Source organism: Achromobacter denitrificans NBRC 15125, assembly GCF_001571365.1.
Lineage (GTDB): Bacteria > Pseudomonadota > Gammaproteobacteria > Burkholderiales > Burkholderiaceae_B > Achromobacter > Achromobacter denitrificans.
The window spans coordinates 1-17,107 of the sequence record NZ_BCTQ01000057.1; the positions used below are offsets into that span (position 1 = coordinate 1).

Genomic DNA, 17,107 nt, shown 5'->3' on the forward strand with positions numbered 1-17,107 from the left:
CGGCGATCTGTTCCAGGTCGTGCCCGAACTGACCAACGCACTGTTGTAGGCCGCAACGCGCTCAGGCAATGCCGGACGCCGCCACGCGCGCCGGCAGTTGATCGGCAGGCCGGCTTGCGAGCATGTCGGCAAGCCCGCGCCGCTGCCCAATTCCATGGTCAGCTCCCAGTCGCGTGCGCGCACCGTTCGCAGCTTCTACTCCACGCCGCAACGCGATACCGCCACGTCCCATTCGTTCAGCGCGAACTCGCGGCCTGCGTCCCCGCCCCCAATCGGCCCGCGGTCGCCCAGCCATTCGCCGTGGCCGGACGTGAAGATCACGAGGGTGTCCTTATCCAAGCCATGCCCGCTCATTTCATGATGCGTCCTACCCGGCCTCCCCACGTTTGCCGCATTGCACCATAACAATATACGTACATAGACCCATACAGGTGCTATGTTTATGTACGTATATAGAAAAATACCGGCATTGAAAACGACCAGAGGAGACTGAGCATGCGCGGATTGATTGCAGGATTGCTGCTGGGCGCCAGCCTCGGAATGGGGGCCGCGCAGGCCGCCTATCCGGAACGCGCCGTGAAGATCATCGTGCCGTACCCGGCCGGACAGACCACGGACGTGATCGCCCGCGCGATCGGCCAGGAGCTGGGCGACGCCATGGGGCAATCCTTTTTCGTCGACAACCGCGGCGGCGCCGGCGGCATCATCGGCATGGAGGCGGGCAAGCGCTCCGAGGCCGACGGCTACACGCTGCTGATGACGGCCAGCGGCCCCGTCGCCATCAATCCGGGGCTCTACAGCAAGCTGCCCTACAACGTCGAAAAAGACTACGAGCCGGTCGCGCTGGTGGCCATGGTGCCGCTCTTCCTGGTGGTGCGCGCCGACTTCCCGGCCAACAATGTGCGCGAGCTGGAGGCGTACGTGAAGCAACGCCCGGGCCAGCTCAATTACGGCTCGGGCGGCAGCGGGCTCACCAATCACCTGGCCATGGAAATGTTCAAGAGCCAGGCCGGCCTCGAACTCACCCACGTTCCCTACCGCGGCGCGGCGGCCGCGCTCACCGGCCTGATCGGCGGCGACGTGGCCATGATGTTCGAGGCGGGGCCGGCCATCATGCCGCACGTGCAGTCCGGCGTGCTCAAGGTGCTGGCCGTGGGCGGCCGCGAACCCGCGCGCGCCTTTCCCCAGGCCAGGCCCGTGTCGGCCGAAGGCGTGCCGGGCTACGAGGCGCAGGCCTGGATCGCGCTGCTGGCGCCGGCGGGCACGCCCAAGCCCATCGTCGACCAGCTCAACGCCGTCGTGCGCAAGGCCCTGAGCCGCCCCGAACTGCAAGAGAAGCTCGCCGTGCTGGGCGCGGAAACCGTGTCGTACAGCCCCGCCGATACGCGCCAGTTCATCTCGCGCGAGATCGCGGTCTGGGGCCAGGCGGTCAAGACATCCAACGCCCGGGTCGACTGAGGGGCGCCAGTTCGCGGGCGCCCCGGCGCCCGCCGCCTTCACCGCGCGTGCAGCTCGGGATAGGGGCCGTCGCGCAAGGCGTAGGCCGACAGCACCAGGTCGCGCACCGCCCGGCGGCTGATCTTGCCCTGCGGGTTGCGCGGCAGGGCCTCGACCTCCACGTGCGCGCGCGGATGCTTGTAGCGGGCCAATCCCGCGACCCGCTGGCTCGCGGCCTGCCGCCAACCCTCGCCGGCCCGCTCGGCCACCGCTACGATGACCTCGCCCCAGTAGTCCGACGGCAGCGCGACCACGCAGATCTCGCCGCAGCCCGGCAAGCCGGCCAGCGCCCCCTCGATCTCGTCGGGATAGATCTTGTAGCCGCCGCTCTTGATGACGTCGGCCATGCGGCCCAGCAGCCACAATCGGCCCTGAGGGTCGATGCGGCCCAGGTCGCCGGTACGGTGCCAGCCGTCGGCATCGGGCGGATGAAAGCCGCCCTCGTCGACGTGGCCGATGTACATGTGGCGCGAGCGCAGCTCGATCTCGTCTTGCGCATTGATGCGCAGTTGCACGCCGGGCGCCGGCCATCCCAGGCACGCGCCCTCCCCGTCGCCGGCGGCAAAGCAGGCTTCGGTGGCCTCCGGATCCAGCACCGTGATCGGATTGACGTTCTCGCTCTTGCCGTAGGTCACGCGCACGCGCGGGCCGAACAGCGCGCGCGCCTTGGCGTACAGCCCGGGGGTCAGGGTCTGCGTGCCGGTGAACACGCAGCGCACGCCGGGAAAGTGCTCGCCCTCGAACGCCGCGGCCAGCTTGGCCAGCACGGTGGGCGGCGCGAACACCGCATCCAGCGTGCCGCCGCGCAGCGCCTGCCCGGCCGCCTCCAGGTCCACCCCATTGAGCAGCAGGGCCGTGCCGCCATAGTCCATCCAGGCGCGGGCCTGCATGGACGCGCCGTGCACGTAGGGCGTCATCAGCAACACGCGGGAGCCCGGCCCGGGAGTAAAGGGCAGCACGGCGCGCAGCATGACCGCGGCCAGCCAGCGCCTTCCCTGGTCGTACACCAACGCCTTGGGTTTGCCCGTGGTGCCTGACGAGAAAATGATGCGCCCCCAGTCCCCCGCCGGAACGGCCGGCAGCACCGATGGCTCGGCCAGCGGCGCGATGTCTTCGCAGAGGATGAGGCGGGCGCCCAGGTCGCGCACGGTGTCGGCATGCGCCCGGTCGGTGACGATATGGCTCATCGGCGTGAGGCGCTGGCTCCAGCGGATCTCCTCCCGCGTGTAGGCCGCGTTCAGATGCACCAGGCACACGCCGCCGACGGTGGCGCCGTAATCGGCCCAGACGGCCGCGCGGCCGTTGGGCAAATAGATGCCCACGCATGCGCCCGGGCCGGCGCCGTCCTCGGCGAGCACGCGCGCCAGGGCATGGGCCCGCGCGTTCAGTTCGGAGAACGTCAGCCGGCCCTGGCCGTCGTCGACGGCCACGCCGTCCGGAAAGCGCCCGGCCAGCGTATGCAGCTCCAGCGACCAGGGTATCGTGTCGGCGATCGTCATGGCTCAGCCCCGGAACAGGGTGCGGACGTCGTCGATCTGCGCCAGGCTCGCGAGCCGGTCGTAGAGCGCGCCGGCGGACGGCAGCGACGATGTGTCCCCTCCGGCCTGGCGGCGCCAGACGGCCATGCAGTCCTCGAACTTGGCGCGAAGGTCCGCCTCCGCCAACGGCAGGTGCGCGTGGCCGCGGGGATAGCGGACCTCGCCGGAGCGCAGGACGCGCCCGTCGCGCATATCGATGTCTACCGTGTCGTAACGCGAGAAGGCCGAATCCTCCGGGTCGGGCGCTTCGACGATCCCGATCTCCACCTTGCCGTAAAGGGCGCGCATGGCCGGCTCGTTGACGAAGGCGTCGTCCAGTTCGGACAGGCCCACCTTGCGCCGCAGGAGCGCGGCCGCCACCGCGAACTGGGCGCTGAACTTTGCCTCCAGCGCGGTGACCGGCGCCGCATTGCGCAGCATCGACGCTTGCGCCCGCCCGATGCCGACCCGGACGCGGGCGACCTGCGTAGCATCCAGGTCCGCCTCGCGCGCGATGTCGATCACGGCGTCGATGATGCGGTGGCCCGAGTAGCAGACCGGGTACTTCTTGATGGACAGGCCGGTGGCCAGGATGCGGGGCTCGCCGGGCCGGTATGGGCGTTCGCGGTCGACCTGCCCGCGCGGCGACAGCGCGGCCAGGAAGCCCGCGTGATGCTCCAGCGCGTCGTCCGCGGCGGTCAGGCCCAGGCCCGCCAACGTCACGGCTTCGAAGGCCTGCGCCGCCACCCGGCCCGCGTGCAGCGGCTTGGTCATGGTGCCGAAATTGGCGACCAAGCCGCTGGCCAGGCTGGCGCCGATGGCCAGCGCTCGCGCCGCGACCGGCGCCTCGAAACCGCGCAGGCGGGCGAGCGCGGCGGTGGCCGCCACGGTGCCGAAAACCGCGGTCGGATGCCAGCCCTTGATGTGGTACGGGTCGGGCTCGCGCGAGGCCAGCTCGGCCCAGACCTCGTAGCCCACGATATAGGCCAGCAGGCAATCGCGGCCCGAAGCGCCCTGGGCATGCCCCTGCGCCAGGATGGCGGCGGTGAGCGCCGCGCTGGGATGGCCCGAGAGCGCCACGTCGTCGTAATCCAGCGCATGGCTGGCCACGCCATTGACGAAGGCCGCCCGGGCGGGAGGCAGCGCCTCGCCGCCGAACCACAGCGGCGCGCCGCCCTCGGCGGGGCCGGCCTGGCCGCGGGCGTAGTCCAGCGCGATGCGGGTCACGGCTTCGTCGCGGGCGGCCAACGCCACGGCGATCGTGTCGGTCATGCCCTGGCGAGCGATGCTCTCGGCCTGCGCCCGGCGCGGGCCGAGTTCGGGGTGGGCGACGTAGGCGGCCAGCGCCTGGGTGAGTCCGGTCATGGTGGGTTCCTTATGAAGGGCGCGGGTTCAGAACGAACGCGGCATGCCGAGGATGTGCTGGCCGATATAGGAGAGGATGAGATTGGTCGAGATCGGCGCGATCTGCAGCAGCCGGGTCTCGCGCCACTTGCGCTCCACGTCGTATTCACGCGCGAAGCCGAAGCCGCCATGCGTCTGCAGGCAGGCCTCGGCCGCGTGCCAGGACGCTTCGGAGGCCAGCATCTTGCCCATGTTCGCCTCGTCGCCGCAGGGCAGCCCCGCCTGGAACAAGGTGGCCGCCTTGCGCAGCAGGAGGTCGGCGGCCTGCGTCTCGGCATAGGCGCGCGCGATGGGAAACTGGATGCCCTGGTTCTGGCCGATGGGCCGGTCGAACACGCGCCGCTCGCTGGCGTAGGCGGCGGCCGTGCGGATGAACCAGCGCGCATCGCCGATCGCTTCCGACGCCACCAGGATGCGCTCGGCGTTCATGCCGTCCAGGATGTAGCGAAAGCCCTTGCCTTCCTCGCCGATCAGGCTGTCGGCGGGAATGCGCAGGTTGTCGAAGAACACTTCGGTGGTGTTGTGATTGATCATGGCCTTCAGCGGCCGGATCTCCATGCCCTTGCCCAGCGCCTCGCGAATATCGACCAGGAAAACGGACAGGCCCTCGCTCTTCTTGCCCACCTCGTCGTAAGGCGTCGTCCGGGCCAGCAGCAGCATCAGGTCGGATTGCAGGGCGCGCGACGTCCACACCTTCTGGCCGTTGACGACATAGCTGTCGCCGTCGCGCACCGCGCGCGTCTTCAGGCGCGTGGTGTCGGTGCCGCTGGTGGGTTCGGTGACGCCGAAGGCCTGCAGGCGCAGTTCGCCGCGCGCGATGGCCGGCAGGTAGCGGGCCTTCTGCTCGGCGCTGCCGTGGCGCAGCAGCGTGCCCATGGTGTACATCTGCGCGTGGCAGGCGCCGGCGTTGCAGCCCGCCGCATGGATCTCCTCCAGGATGACGGCGGCCGCTCGCAAGGGCATGCCGCTGCCTTCGTATTCCTCGGGGATCAGGGCGGCGAGATAGCCCGACTCGGTGAGCGCGCGGACGAATTCATCCGGATAGCGGTCGTCTTCTTCGAGGCGGCGCCAGTACTCGCCGGGGAATTGTTCGCAGATACGCCGCACGCTGTCGCGCACGTCGGCGTAGTCCTCCCCCAGGGGCATGGCGAGGTTGTCCAGGCTGTTGGGCGAAATGGTGTCCATGATGGGTCCGGTAGATGAGGTTGTGGAGGATCAGGCGGCAAGCCGAGCGCTGGCCGGGGTGAAGCCGCGGGGCAGGCCGGCGCGCGCCAGGCCGCCATGGAGCGTCACGTCCGGGATGGCGCGCCGAAGCACCTCGCGCACCTCCAGCAGCGCCGCCAGGTCGATGCCCGTGTCCACGCCCATGGACTCCAGCATGTAGGCCGCATCCTCCATGACGATGTTGCCCGTGGCGCCGGGCGCGAAAGGACAACCGCCCAGGCCGCCCAGCGACGCGTCGAACGCGCGCACGCCGCAATCCAGCGCGGCAAGGAGATTGGCCAGGCCGGTGCCGCGGGTGTCGTGGAAATGCGCCGCCACCGGCAACGCGCCGACCTCGGCCAGCACCGCCTTGAAGACTCGGCGCACCAGGGCCGGGTTGGCGTAGCCCACCGTGTCGGGAATGATCAACTCGTCGGCGCCGGCCTCGGCCAAGGCCACCGCGTAGCGCACGACGTCCGCCACGGGCACGTCGCCTTCATACGAGCAGCCCAGCGCCGTCGCCAGCCCGCCGCAGAGCACGGGCCGGGTTGCCTCGGGTTGCGCGCGCGCCAATCCGGCCATATTGCGGAAGTCCGCCAGCGACTCTTCACGGCTGCGGCGCACGTTCTTCATGTTGTGCGTTTCGCTGACCGACATCACAAAGTTGATTTTGTGCACGCCCAGTTCCAGGCCGCGCTGCGCGCCACGCGAATTGGGCACCAGCGCGGCCACGGTCAGCCCCGGGATGCGCAGCGATTCCGTGGTCACCGCCTCGGCGTCGACGAATTGCGGCAGCAGCTTGGGCGGCACGTAGGAAGTGACTTCGATCTCCGCCACGCCGGCGGCCGCCTCGCGGCGTATCCAGTCCAGCTTGTCGGCCGTTTCCACGAAAGTGGCGACGCTCTGCAGGCCGTCGCGCAGGCCCACTTCGCGCAGGATGACATCTCTTGCCATGTTTGTTCTCCTCTTGTTTTCGGCGTCAGCGGCCCTTGAAGGCCGGCTTGCGCTTCTCGTTGAAGGCGAGCACGCCTTCGCGGCGGTCGTCGGTGTCGACCAGGTGGTTGTAGGCTTCGATCTCGAAGCGGAAGGCCGTGCGCAGCTCCATCTGGCCGCCATAGCGCACCGACTTCTTGATCTGCCGCACCGACAAGGGCGCATTGGCGGCGATGGCGCCGGCCGTGGCCAGCGCCGCCGGCAGCACGTCCCGGGGATCGTGCAGCGCGTTGGCCACGCCCCATTCCAGCGCCTGCGCGGCGTCGAAGGGCCGGCCGGTCATCAGGATTTCCTTGGCGCGGCGCTCGCCCACCGCCCGCGGCAGGTTCTGCGTGCCGCCAGCCCCGGGCATGATGCCCAGCGTCACCTCAGTGAGCGCGAAGCGCGCCTCGCGGCTGGCATAGATGAAGTCGCAGGACAGCGCCATCTCCAGGCCGCCGGCGTAGGCATGGCCGTTCACGGCGGCGATGACGGGCAGCGGCAAGTCCACCAGGGTCCAGTACATGCGCTCGAACAATTCGTGCTGGCGCTGCCAGGTTTCGCGGCTCATCCCGTTGCGTTCCTTGAGATCGCCGCCGCCGCAGAAGATGCGTTCGCCGGCGCCGGTCAGCACGATGCAGCGCGCCGGGCCCGCGTCCTCGGTCAGCCGGTTCCAGAGGTCGAGCAGGTCGCGGCCCATCTGGGTATTGATGGCGTTGCCCACCTGCGGACGGTTCAGCGTGACGAGCAGCACGTGCTCGTCGGCCATCCGGGCGGACACGGTTTCGTAATCGGGAAGGTTCATTCCTGGATCTCCGGGGTCGGGGTTGCGAGCGGGCCGAGCAGCGTTTCGGTGTGTTCGCCCAGCGCGGGCGGGCGGACGCGGGGCCGGGGCCGTTGGCCGTCGAAGCTCACCGGCAGGCCGATGAAGTCCATCGCCGTGCCGGGCACGCGCTGCACCAGGCCCAGGGCCTCGGTTTGCGGATGCGCGAGCATCTGGTTCATATCGTTCACGGGCGAGCAAGGCAGGCCGGCGGCTTCCAGCTGCTCCAGCCAGAAGGCGGTGGGGCGCAGGGCGAAGATGGCGTCGAGCATGCCGTAGAGCTCTGCCTGGTGGCGCACGCGGCTGGGGTTGTCGGCAAAGCGCGGATCGTCGGCCCATTCGGGGTGCCCGACCGAGCGCGCCAGGATGCGGAACAGGCCGTCGTTGCCGGCCGCCACCACGATTTCGCCGTCGGAGGTGGCATAGCCCTTGTAGGGCACGATGCTGGCCGTGCCCGAGCCGTAGCGCGGCGGGGCCTCGCCGGAAGCCAGCACCTGCGAGGCGATCAGCGACACCCAGGTGGCCGCCGTCTCGAAGAGCGACACGTCCACCACGCGCCCCTGGCCGCCGGCCTGGCGCTGCCAGAGGGCGGCCAGCACGCCGATCACCGCCCACATGCCGGTGCCCATGTCCACGATGGAGGCGCCCACGCGCACCGAGGGCCGGCCGGCTTCGCCGGTGGTGCTCATGATGCCGCCAAAGGCCTGCATCAGCGGATCGTAGCCGGGCCGATGCCGCAGGGGACCCACGCGGCCGAAGGCGCCCATATTGCAATAGATGAGGGAAGGCCTGAGCGCCAGCAGCGCGGCGCCGTCCAGGCCCAGCGCCTCGACCTGGCCGGGCCGCAGGTTCTGCAGGACGACGTCGGCGCGGTCGGCGATCAGGCGCTTGAGGGCGTCGGTCTGCGCCGGGTCCCGCAGATCGCAGACCACGGACTGCTTGTTGCGGTTCAGGGTCTGGAAGAGCGTGGCCGCCCCTTCCTGGAACGGAGGCCCCCAGGCGCGGGCGGCGTCGCCGTCGTGTTTCTCGACCTTGATGACCGTGGCGCCCAATTCACCGAAAATCTGTCCGGCAAAAGGGGCGGCCACGCTATGACCCAGTTCGACGACCACCAAGCCCTCGAAGGGGCGGGTGGCCTGCTCGTCCTGGTCGGCTGCACTCGTGTGTTGCATGGATTTGTCTCCGTCCGATGCACCCTCGAATAGGGCTCAAACCTTTTTTGATAATGTACGTACATTAATCACTTTACAGTGGAATTAAATGTGCGTACATTGTTTTCAGAAACTTTTTTGACCGTAAGGTACATCGCATGCCCAAGAATGACGGCACGCCGCTGGCCAAGCCCACGCGCGCCACGCCGCGGAGCAAGACACAGCCGCGTTACGCCTGGCTGCACCAGAGCCTGCTCAATGACATCGTGTCCGGGACGTATCCGGTGGGCTCCCTCCTGCCCACCGAGGCCCAACTGAGCGCCACGTTCGGCGTCAGTCGCCATACCGTGCGGGAAGCCACCAGGCGGCTGGTCGACATCGGCATGATCGTGCGCTATCCGAGCATCGGCACGGTGGTGACGTCGGCCCAGCCCGGCGTCGCCCGGCCCAGCTATGTGGCGGGCCTGGGCTCGATGAAAGACATCCTCGCCTACACGGACCAGACGCGGCTGGAGGTCTTTGGAGAAACCGTCGCGGTTGCCGACGAGGCCATGGCCGAGTCGCTGCGCTGCGAGGCCGGTTCGAAGTGGCTGGTGCTGCACACCAACCGCTGCCTGGTCGAGGACGGCCGGGTGATCTCGTACACGCGCGTCTATCTGCGTCCGGAGTTCGAGAAGATCAAAGAAAAACTGCATGGCAATCATCCCAGCATCTACAAGATGCTGCAGGACGACTACGGTCAGGAGATCCACCGGATCCGCCAGCAGATTGAAGCCACGCTGATGCCTGAAAACGCACTGTTTCAGCTCGGCCTGGAGAGCGGCAGTCCCGCCCTGCGGATGCTGCGCGCTTACGTAGACCCTCAAGACCGTCTGCTGACGGTTTCCGAAAATTTCTACATTGCCGACCGCTTCAAGCTGCAGACCGAATGGGAACGTGGAGAGGAGCCATGAACTGATTCCCCGCTAGGCGGGCTTGCGGCGTGCTCGAAAAAAATGATGGAGGAGACAATCCATGAAACGAGTACTCGCAGCGCTGTTATGCATGGGCGCCCTGCTGAACGCCCCGGCCCGGGCCGACTACCCGGACCGGGGCGTGAAGATCATCGTGCCCTTCCCTGCCGGCCAGACCACCGACGTGCTCGCCCGCACCATAGGCCAGCAATTGACGGAGACGCTGGGCCAGGCATTTTTCGTCGACAACCGCGGCGGCGCCGGCGGCATCATCGGCATGGAGGGCGCCAAGCGCTCCGAGGCCGACGGCTACACCCTGCTGATGGCCTCCAGCGGACCGCTGGCGATCAATCCGGGCCTGTATGCCAAGTTGCCGTACGACACGCTGAAGGACTTCACGCCGGTGGCGATGGTGGTGGTGGTGCCGCAGTTCCTGGTCACGCGGGCGGATTTTCCGGCCAACAACCTCAAGGAACTGATCGAGTACGTCAAGAAGCACCCGGGCCAGCTCAACTACGGTTCGGGCGGCACGGGGCTGACCAATCACCTGACCATGGAGATGTTCAAGCGCCAGGCGGACCTGAACATCATGCACGTGCCATACCGCGGCGCGGCCGCCGCGCTGACCGGGCTGATGTCGGGCGACGTGACGATGATGTTCGAATCGGGACCGGCCATCATGCCGCATGTCCAGAAAGGCGCGCTCAAGGTCTTCGCCGTGGGCAGCCGCAACGGATCGAAGGCGCTGCCCGACATCCCCACCATGGACCGCGCCGGCGTGCCGGGATTCGACGCGCAGACCTGGGCGGCGCTGCTGGTGCCCAGCGGAACGCCCGCGCCCGTGATCGACAAGCTGAACAAGGCCATGCAACTTGCGCTGAAGAAGCCGGCCGTGCAGGAACAACTGGCCGCGCTGGGCGCCGAAGTGCTGCTCAGCACGCCGGATGAAACGACCACCTATATCAAGGACGAGATCGTCCGCTGGGGCGACACGATCAAGACCGCCAACGTAAAGTTGGACTGACAGGGGAACGGCGGCCGGCCGTGAACGCCGGGCCGCCCCTCACGTTTTTTGACCACGCAGCAATGAGGAAAGAAGCATGAAATTGGTGAGATTCGGCCCGCCGGGGCAGGAAAAGCCCGGCCTGATCGACGCGGACGGCGTGCTGCGCGATCTTTCGGGCCTGGTGCCCGACATCGGCGGCGCGCAGCTGGGGCGCGACGCGATCGCGGCGCTGGCGCGGCACGACGCCGCCACGCTGCCGCAGGTGGCGGGCGAGCCTCGCCTGGGCTGCCCGGTGGCCGGCGTGGGCAAGTTCGTCGCCATCGGCCTGAACTATTTCGACCACGCGGCCGAGGTCGGCGCGCCGGTGCCGAAGGAACCGGTCATCTTCATGAAGGCCACCTCCTGCATCCAGGGGCCGGACGATCCCGTCATGCTGCCCGAAGGATCGCAGAAATCCGACTGGGAAGTGGAACTGGGCATCGTCATCGGCGAGCGCGCGCGCTACGTGGACGAGGCGGACGCGCTGGACTACGTGGCGGGCTATTGCGTGGTCAACGACGTAAGCGAACGCGAGTTCCAGATGGACCGCGGCGGCACCTGGGACAAAGGCAAGGGTTGCGACACCTTCGGCCCCATCGGGCCGTGGCTGGTGACGCCCGACGAGGTGCCCGATCCGCAGTCGCTGGACCTGTGGCTGGACGTCAACGGCCAGCGCATGCAGACCGGCAACACCCGCACGATGATCTTCGGCGTGAAAACCATCGTGAGCTACGTCAGCCGCTTCATGACGCTGCTGCCGGGCGACGTCATCATCACCGGCACCCCGCCGGGCGTCGGCCTGGGCATGAAGCCGCCCGTGTTCCTGCGCGCGGGCGACGTCATGACGCTGGGTGTGCAAGGGTTGGGCGCCCAGCGCCAGCGCGTGGTTCCCTTCGAACGCTAGGCGACATCCGGCCAGGACCCAGCAGGGCGCCCGCCCTGCTGGCGCGGGGCGCGAATGCAAAGCCCGAATGCAAAGCCCGAATGCAAAAAAGCCGGCAGCGCTTGCGCGATACCGGCTTTCAGCCAAAGGCGTCGGGAAACACCTTCACGAATTCGACCACATGAAGTGGTCGGGGCGAGAGGATTCGAACCTCCGACTCCTGCGTCCCGAACGCAGTACTCTACCAGGCTGAGCTACGCCCCGATCTTTACTACTCTACAGCGTTGCCGTGCTCAGTACGGCTTGGCTGGCTTTCTATTTCTCTTGGCTTCCGATCCCGCTGATTTTGCTCAACGATCTCTATTCACCGCGAAAGCGCAGAATTCTAACAGAGAATTTAGAAAAGGGGAAATGGGGTAGCCAGAAAGTGCTTCGCGGGCCAGATCGGCCTCGGCGACCGCGGCCTGGCGGGCGTGTTCCAGGGCATCCGTTGCCTGGATGGCGGCCGCGACGGCGGCGAAGTCGGCGTCGCCCGTCTTGATCGCGTCGCGGATCAGCTGCTGTTGTTCCGGCGTGCCCACTTCCATCACGCGGATGAGCGGCAGCGTGGGCTTGCCCTCGCGCAGGTCGTCGCCCACGTTCTTGCCCAGCGCGGCGGCGTCGCCGCTATAGTCCAGCACGTCGTCGACCAGTTGGAAGGCCGTGCCGACGTGACGGCCGTAGGCCGCGGCGGCGGCTTCCTGCTCGGGCGTGGCGCCGGCCAGCACGGCGCCGACCTGGGCGGCGGCCTCGAACAGCTTGGCGGTCTTGTAGCGCACCACCTGGAGGTAGCGCTCTTGCGAGACGTCCGGGTCGTGCACGTTCAGCAGTTGCAGCACCTCGCCTTCGGCGATCACGGTCGTGGCCTCGGACAGGATGCTCATGACGCGCATCGAGTCGGCCTCGACCATCATCTCGAACGAACGGGAATACAGGTAGTCGCCGACCAGCACGCTGGCCGCGTTGCCGAAGACGGCGTTGGCGGTTTCACGGCCGCGGCGCAGGTCGGACTCGTCCACCACGTCGTCATGCAGCAGCGTGGCCGTATGAATGAACTCCACCACGGCGGCCAGCAGCTGGTGATGCGTCCCCTCGTATCCCAGGGCCCGCGCCACCATCAGCACCATCGCCGGGCGCATGCGCTTGCCGCCCGCCCCGATGATGTAGTCGCCGATCGTGCGGATCAGGACGACGTCGGAATTCAGCCGCTCGCGGATAACCGCATCGACGGCTTTCATATCGTCAGCAATGGGGGCAATAAGCGCGGGGAGATTCAAGACGTATCCGGAGTGTGAAACGAGCCGAAGCGTGGAGGGGACGGCTCTTACCGCTGGGCCGCCAGCAAGGCGGGGGATTCGACCAGCGATTATACGGGGAGTGACGACCACGGACGGGGCCATGGCCCGCCGCCGCCGGAGGACGGCGCGGCGCCGTCCGGCCCCGGCAGGCCGGTGAAGCGTCGGCGCGACACCTAAGCCCTTAGCCTGCAAGCGCTTTTTGACTTTCCGGAAGTCCCGGGCTAATATCCTAGATTCGGTCAGCAATGCCCGAATTACGTCGGTTGCATTTGCGCAGTGCCCCCGGGCGCTTTCGCTTTCCTGCCAGCACCTGGCACCGGAAGACGGAATCGTGCCATCAAGGGATGAAACCCAGGGCTTGAAGCCCAGGATAGAACCCCGGGATGGAACCCAAATCAGGCATGTCCTGGATGGTGTACTCCGGAGCGGCAGTCCCGCCCAGCAGGGCAGGCAGCGCGGATGGACCTTTTACCTATTTAAGGAACACCCCATGTACGCGGTCGTAAAAACCGGTGGCAAGCAGTATCGCGTTGCCGCTGGCGAAAAACTCAAGATAGAACAGATACCGGCTGACATTGGGCAAGAAATCACCCTGGACCAAGTGCTGTCCGTGGGCGAAGGCGACCAACTGAAAGTTGGCACGCCCCTCGTCTCCGGCGCCGTGGTCAAGGCAACGGTTCTTGCGCAAGGCCGCCACGACAAGGTCAAGATCTTCAAGATGCGCCGTCGCAAGCACTATCAGAAGCGTCAGGGCCACCGTCAGAACTACACCGAAATCCGCATCGAAGCCATCACGGCTTAAGAAGCGACTCGGTACCACTTAGCAGGAGCTAAACATGGCACAGAAAAAGGGCGGCGGCTCTACGCGGAACGGACGCGACTCAGAATCGAAGCGTCTGGGCGTCAAGGCATTCGGCGGCGAATTGATTCCCGCCGGTTCGATCATCGTGCGTCAGCGCGGCACGCGCTTCCACGCTGGCGTGAACGTCGGCATGGGCAAGGATCACACCCTGTTCGCGCTGGTCGACGGCAAGGTTCAATTCGGCTTCAAGGGCGCGTTGAACAAGCAGACCGTTTCGATCGTCGCTGCCGAGTAATCGGACCAGCACGGTCAGCAACGCGGTTCGCCGCGTTCCAGAACGGCAAAAGCCCTGTCGCATGCGGCAGGGCTTTTTTGTTTTAAGCTTTTCCTGTTTTCAGGCAGCCGCCGGACGATTCCGGCCCCTGTCTCCCGGCGGCGCCCGATGACGGACCCGCCCCACTACCCACTACACGCACGGACACCATGAAATTCGTTGACGAAGCCACCATCGAAGTCGTCGCCGGCAAAGGCGGCAATGGCGTGGCGAGCTTTCGCCGCGAAAAGTTCATCCCCAAGGGCGGCCCGGACGGCGGCGACGGCGGACGCGGCGGCACCATCTTCGCGGTGGCCGATCGCAACATCAATACGCTGATCGACTTCCGCTACGCCCGCCTGCACCGCGCCAAGAACGGCGAGAACGGCCGCGGCTCCGACCAATACGGCGCGGCCGCCCCCGACATCACGCTGCGCGTGCCCGTGGGCACCGTCATCCATGACGCGGACACCGGCGAAGTCCTGTTCGACCTGAACCAGCACGACCAGAAAGTGGTGCTGGCGGCGGGTGGCCAGGGCGGCATGGGCAACATCCACTTCAAGTCCAGTGTGAACCGCGCGCCGCGCCAATGGACGCCCGGCAAGGAAGGCGAACACCGCTACCTGCGCATGGAGCTCAAGGTGCTGGCGGACGTGGGCCTGCTGGGCCTGCCCAACGCGGGCAAGTCCACGCTGATCACCCGCATCTCCAACGCCAAGCCGAAGATCGCGGACTACCCCTTCACCACGCTGCATCCCAACCTGGGCGTGGTGCGCACCTCGCCGTCGCGCAGCTTCGTCGTGGCCGACATCCCCGGCCTGATCGAAGGCGCTTCCGAAGGCGCCGGCCTGGGCCACCTGTTCCTGCGCCACCTGGCGCGCACCCGCGTGCTGCTGCACCTGGTGGACGTGTCCACGCCCGATCCCGACGCGGATCCGGTGGAGCAGGCCGTGACCGACGCGCGCGCCATCGTCGAGGAACTGCGCCGCTACGATCCCGAACTGGCGGACAAGCCGCGCTGGCTGGTCCTCAACAAGCTGGACATGGTGCCCGATCCCGAAGACACCAAGCGCCGCTTCCTGGAACTCTACGACTGGAAGGGCCCGGTGTTCGGCATCTCGGGCCTGTCGGGCGAAGGCACGCAGGACCTGATCTACGCGCTGCAAGACTACCTGGACGCCGAGCGCCAAAAGGAACAGCTGGCGCAGGACCAGGCCGACGGCAGCTACGTGGCGCCGGATCCCCGCTTCGACGAGAAGCGGTCGGATGCCGACCCGCGTTTCGCGCCGCGTGACGGCGACGAATAAGCCATAATCGCAATCCCACGATTACGCCTTTCCCCGCGCTGCGGCCCGCCGCCACCATGTCTGCCGAATCCTCCGCCGTTTCCGTCGTCACTCACGCCCAGCGCCTCGTCGCCAAAGTCGGCTCGTCGCTGGTCACCAACGAAGGCCGCGGCCTGGATCGCGCCGCCGTGGCGCATTGGGCGCAGCAGATCGCGGCCCTGCACAAGCAGGGCAAGCAGGTCGTGCTGGTTTCCAGCGGCGCCATCGCGGAAGGCATGGCGCGCCTGGGCTGGCGCAAGCGCCCGTCCGTCATGCACGAGCTCCAGGCGGCCGCGGCCGTGGGCCAGATGGGCCTGTGCCAGGCCTATGAGGCCGCGTTCGCCGAATACGGCCTGCGCACCGCCCAGATCCTGCTGACCCACGAAGACCTGGCCGACCGCCACCGCTACCTGAACGCGCGCAGCACGCTCTTCGCCCTGCTGCGCCTGGGCGTGGTGCCCATCGTGAACGAGAACGACACCGTCGTCACCGACGAGATCCGGCTGGGCGACAACGACACGCTGGGCGCGCTGGTCACCAACCTGATCGAAGCCGACACGCTGATCATCCTGACGGACCAGCGGGGCCTGTACGACTCCGACCCCCGCAAGAATCCCGAAGCGAAGTTCATGGCGCACGCCCAGGCCGGCGACCCGGCCCTGGAAGCCATGGCCGGCGGCGCCGGCAGCGGCATCGGCACCGGCGGCATGCTGACCAAGGTGCTGGCGGCCAAGCGCGCGGCGCACAGCGGCGCGCATACCGTCATTGCCTCGGGACGCGAGCGCAATGTGCTCACGCGCCTGTCGCAAGGCGAATGCATCGGCAGCGAACTGCGCGCCGTGTTGCCGGTGTGGTCCGCCCGCAAGCAATGGCTGGCCGACCACCTGCGGCTGCGCGGACGCGTAGTGCTGGACGACGGCGCCGTGCAGGCGCTGCTGCGGGAAGGCAAGAGCCTGCTGCCCATCGGCGTGACCGAGGTGGAAGGCGAATTCGGCCGAGGCGACGTCGTGGCCTGCGTGGACAGCCAGGGACGCGAATGCGCCCGCGGGCTGATCAATTACTCGTCGGCCGACACCCGCCGCATCCTGCGGCAGCCTTCGTCGCAGATCGCGCGCATCCTGGGCAGCATGACCGAACCCGAGCTCATGCACCGCGACAACCTGGTCGTGCTGTAGCGGCGGGCTGGCCTCGCTCAGCCGCTGTCCGGCCGCAGCATATAGCCCCAGTTGCGGACCGCGAGCACGGGAAATTCGATGTCGAGGCGCTGCGCCTTGGCGCGCAGCCGCGACACCAGCACATCCACCCGCCGCGCGGCGTCCCGAGAACCGCCCACGCCTTCGGGCAGCAAGGTTTCCCGCCGCAGCCGATGCCCCGGCGTGCTCAATAGCTGGACAAAAAACGCGCACTCGGTGGGTGTCAGCGGCATGACCTGGCCGGCCGGCCCCGCCAGCGTGCCCGTCTGGACATCGACGCGCCAACCCGAAGCGCCGCGCCGTCCGCGCCGGCACAGGCTGCGCAGCAGCGCATCCCATTCCCGCGGCGCCATGCCGGCTTCCGCGCAGGCATCCGCCCCCGCGTCCAGCGCCTCGACCCGCTCTTCCGGCGTGGCGCCCCGGCCATGCCAGATCAGCACGGAAGCCGGCGCCTCTCGGCGCAGCGAGGCGAGCCGCTCCGGCACGTTCGGCCCGTTGCCCTGCAACACCACCGCGTCGACCACCCGGCCACGCAGCCCGTCGCGCAGCCCCGCCATCGAATCGAATGCGCAGGCCGCCCAATGGAACGGCCCCAGGACCTCGGCGAGATCGACCGCGTGATCGCGCGCCAGAACCAAGACGCTGCCTCGTTGATGCATGTGGCTTTCCCTTTCGTTTATCACTTAAGT

At 67.8% G+C, this 17,107-nt stretch carries 17 protein-coding genes and 1 tRNA gene; 8 read left to right on the forward strand and 10 right to left on the reverse strand.

Translation table 11 applies throughout. The features are described from left to right. Positions 1-195: 195 nt before the first annotated feature. Complete coding sequence (locus ADE01S_RS31870) at positions 196-339, reverse strand: hypothetical protein (protein ID WP_165695659.1); 144 nt, start codon at positions 337-339, stop codon at positions 196-198. Between the two features lie 156 nt (positions 340-495). On the opposite strand from ADE01S_RS31870, the gene ADE01S_RS28585 reads away from it, so the two are divergent. Then, positions 496-1,458 (forward strand): Bug family tripartite tricarboxylate transporter substrate binding protein, encoded by a 963-nt coding sequence (locus tag ADE01S_RS28585; RefSeq protein ID WP_062685150.1) that lies wholly within the window; start codon positions 496-498, stop codon positions 1,456-1,458. 38 nt (positions 1,459-1,496) lie between these two features. Here ADE01S_RS28585 and ADE01S_RS28590 read toward each other — a convergent pair whose 3' ends face one another. The 6 genes from ADE01S_RS28590 to ADE01S_RS28615 form a co-directional block, all read right to left on the reverse strand. Further along, the gene (locus ADE01S_RS28590) at positions 1,497-2,996 is read right to left on the reverse strand and encodes a class I adenylate-forming enzyme family protein (RefSeq protein ID WP_075873466.1); all 1,500 of its coding nucleotides are present in this window, start codon (positions 2,994-2,996) and stop codon (positions 1,497-1,499) included. A gap of 3 nt (positions 2,997-2,999) precedes the next feature. Further along, positions 3,000-4,379: an MmgE/PrpD family protein gene (locus tag ADE01S_RS28595; protein WP_062685151.1), complete on the reverse strand. Its 1,380-nt coding sequence runs from the start codon at positions 4,377-4,379 to the stop codon at positions 3,000-3,002. 27 nt (positions 4,380-4,406) lie between these two features. Then, entirely contained in the window at positions 4,407-5,564 is a 1,158-nt protein-coding gene (locus tag ADE01S_RS28600) for an acyl-CoA dehydrogenase family protein (RefSeq protein ID WP_370511541.1), read from the reverse strand. 69 nt (positions 5,565-5,633) lie between these two features. Further along, a complete protein-coding gene (locus ADE01S_RS28605; RefSeq protein ID WP_062685153.1) occupies positions 5,634-6,575 on the reverse strand; it encodes a hydroxymethylglutaryl-CoA lyase in 942 nt (313 codons plus the stop codon). A 25-nt stretch (positions 6,576-6,600) separates the two neighbouring features. Then, entirely contained in the window at positions 6,601-7,398 is a 798-nt protein-coding gene (locus tag ADE01S_RS28610) for an enoyl-CoA hydratase/isomerase family protein (protein WP_062685154.1), read from the reverse strand. Continuing rightward, positions 7,395-8,588: a CaiB/BaiF CoA transferase family protein gene (locus ADE01S_RS28615; RefSeq protein ID WP_075873465.1), complete on the reverse strand. Its 1,194-nt coding sequence runs from the start codon at positions 8,586-8,588 to the stop codon at positions 7,395-7,397. Before ADE01S_RS28615 ends, ADE01S_RS28610 begins: the two co-directional genes overlap by 4 nt. A gap of 137 nt (positions 8,589-8,725) precedes the next feature. On the opposite strand from ADE01S_RS28615, the gene ADE01S_RS28620 reads away from it, so the two are divergent. The 3 genes from ADE01S_RS28620 to ADE01S_RS28630 all read left to right on the forward strand — a co-directional run bounded on the left by ADE01S_RS28620 (position 8,726) and on the right by ADE01S_RS28630 (position 11,469). Further along, the gene (locus tag ADE01S_RS28620; protein WP_062685155.1) at positions 8,726-9,520 is read left to right on the forward strand and encodes a GntR family transcriptional regulator; all 795 of its coding nucleotides are present in this window, start codon (positions 8,726-8,728) and stop codon (positions 9,518-9,520) included. Between the two features lie 61 nt (positions 9,521-9,581). Then, positions 9,582-10,544, forward strand: a complete 963-nt coding sequence (locus tag ADE01S_RS28625) for a Bug family tripartite tricarboxylate transporter substrate binding protein (RefSeq protein ID WP_062685156.1) — start codon at positions 9,582-9,584, stop codon at positions 10,542-10,544. Between the two features lie 76 nt (positions 10,545-10,620). Further along, positions 10,621-11,469, forward strand: a complete 849-nt coding sequence (locus ADE01S_RS28630) for a fumarylacetoacetate hydrolase family protein (protein WP_062685157.1) — start codon at positions 10,621-10,623, stop codon at positions 11,467-11,469. A 166-nt stretch (positions 11,470-11,635) separates the two neighbouring features. Here ADE01S_RS28630 and ADE01S_RS28635 read toward each other — a convergent pair. Together ADE01S_RS28635 and ispB are read right to left on the reverse strand one after the other, a co-directional pair. Next, positions 11,636-11,712 (reverse strand) — tRNA-Pro (locus tag ADE01S_RS28635). An 86-nt stretch (positions 11,713-11,798) separates the two neighbouring features. Beyond that, on the reverse strand, positions 11,799-12,764 hold the full coding sequence (ispB, locus tag ADE01S_RS28640; protein WP_062685158.1) for an octaprenyl diphosphate synthase: 966 nt from the start codon (positions 12,762-12,764) through the stop codon (positions 11,799-11,801). 511 nt (positions 12,765-13,275) lie between these two features. Between ispB and rplU the strand changes: the two genes are divergently transcribed. From rplU to proB, 4 genes are all read left to right on the forward strand, one after another. Beyond that, positions 13,276-13,587, forward strand: a complete 312-nt coding sequence (gene rplU, locus ADE01S_RS28645; protein ID WP_006216228.1) for a 50S ribosomal protein L21 — start codon at positions 13,276-13,278, stop codon at positions 13,585-13,587. A 34-nt stretch (positions 13,588-13,621) separates the two neighbouring features. Beyond that, positions 13,622-13,882: a 50S ribosomal protein L27 gene (rpmA, locus tag ADE01S_RS28650; RefSeq protein WP_006389959.1), complete on the forward strand. Its 261-nt coding sequence runs from the start codon at positions 13,622-13,624 to the stop codon at positions 13,880-13,882. Positions 13,883-14,070: 188 nt separating this feature from the next. Then, positions 14,071-15,207, forward strand: a complete 1,137-nt coding sequence (gene obgE / locus ADE01S_RS28655; RefSeq protein ID WP_062685159.1) for a GTPase ObgE — start codon at positions 14,071-14,073, stop codon at positions 15,205-15,207. A 56-nt stretch (positions 15,208-15,263) separates the two neighbouring features. Beyond that, entirely contained in the window at positions 15,264-16,400 is a 1,137-nt protein-coding gene (proB, locus tag ADE01S_RS28660) for a glutamate 5-kinase (RefSeq protein ID WP_062685160.1), read from the forward strand. Positions 16,401-16,417: 17 nt separating this feature from the next. On the opposite strand, the gene ADE01S_RS28665 is transcribed toward proB, so the two are convergent. Continuing rightward, the gene (locus ADE01S_RS28665; protein ID WP_062685161.1) at positions 16,418-17,077 is read right to left on the reverse strand and encodes a winged helix-turn-helix domain-containing protein; all 660 of its coding nucleotides are present in this window, start codon (positions 17,075-17,077) and stop codon (positions 16,418-16,420) included. Positions 17,078-17,107 lie beyond the last annotated feature (30 nt).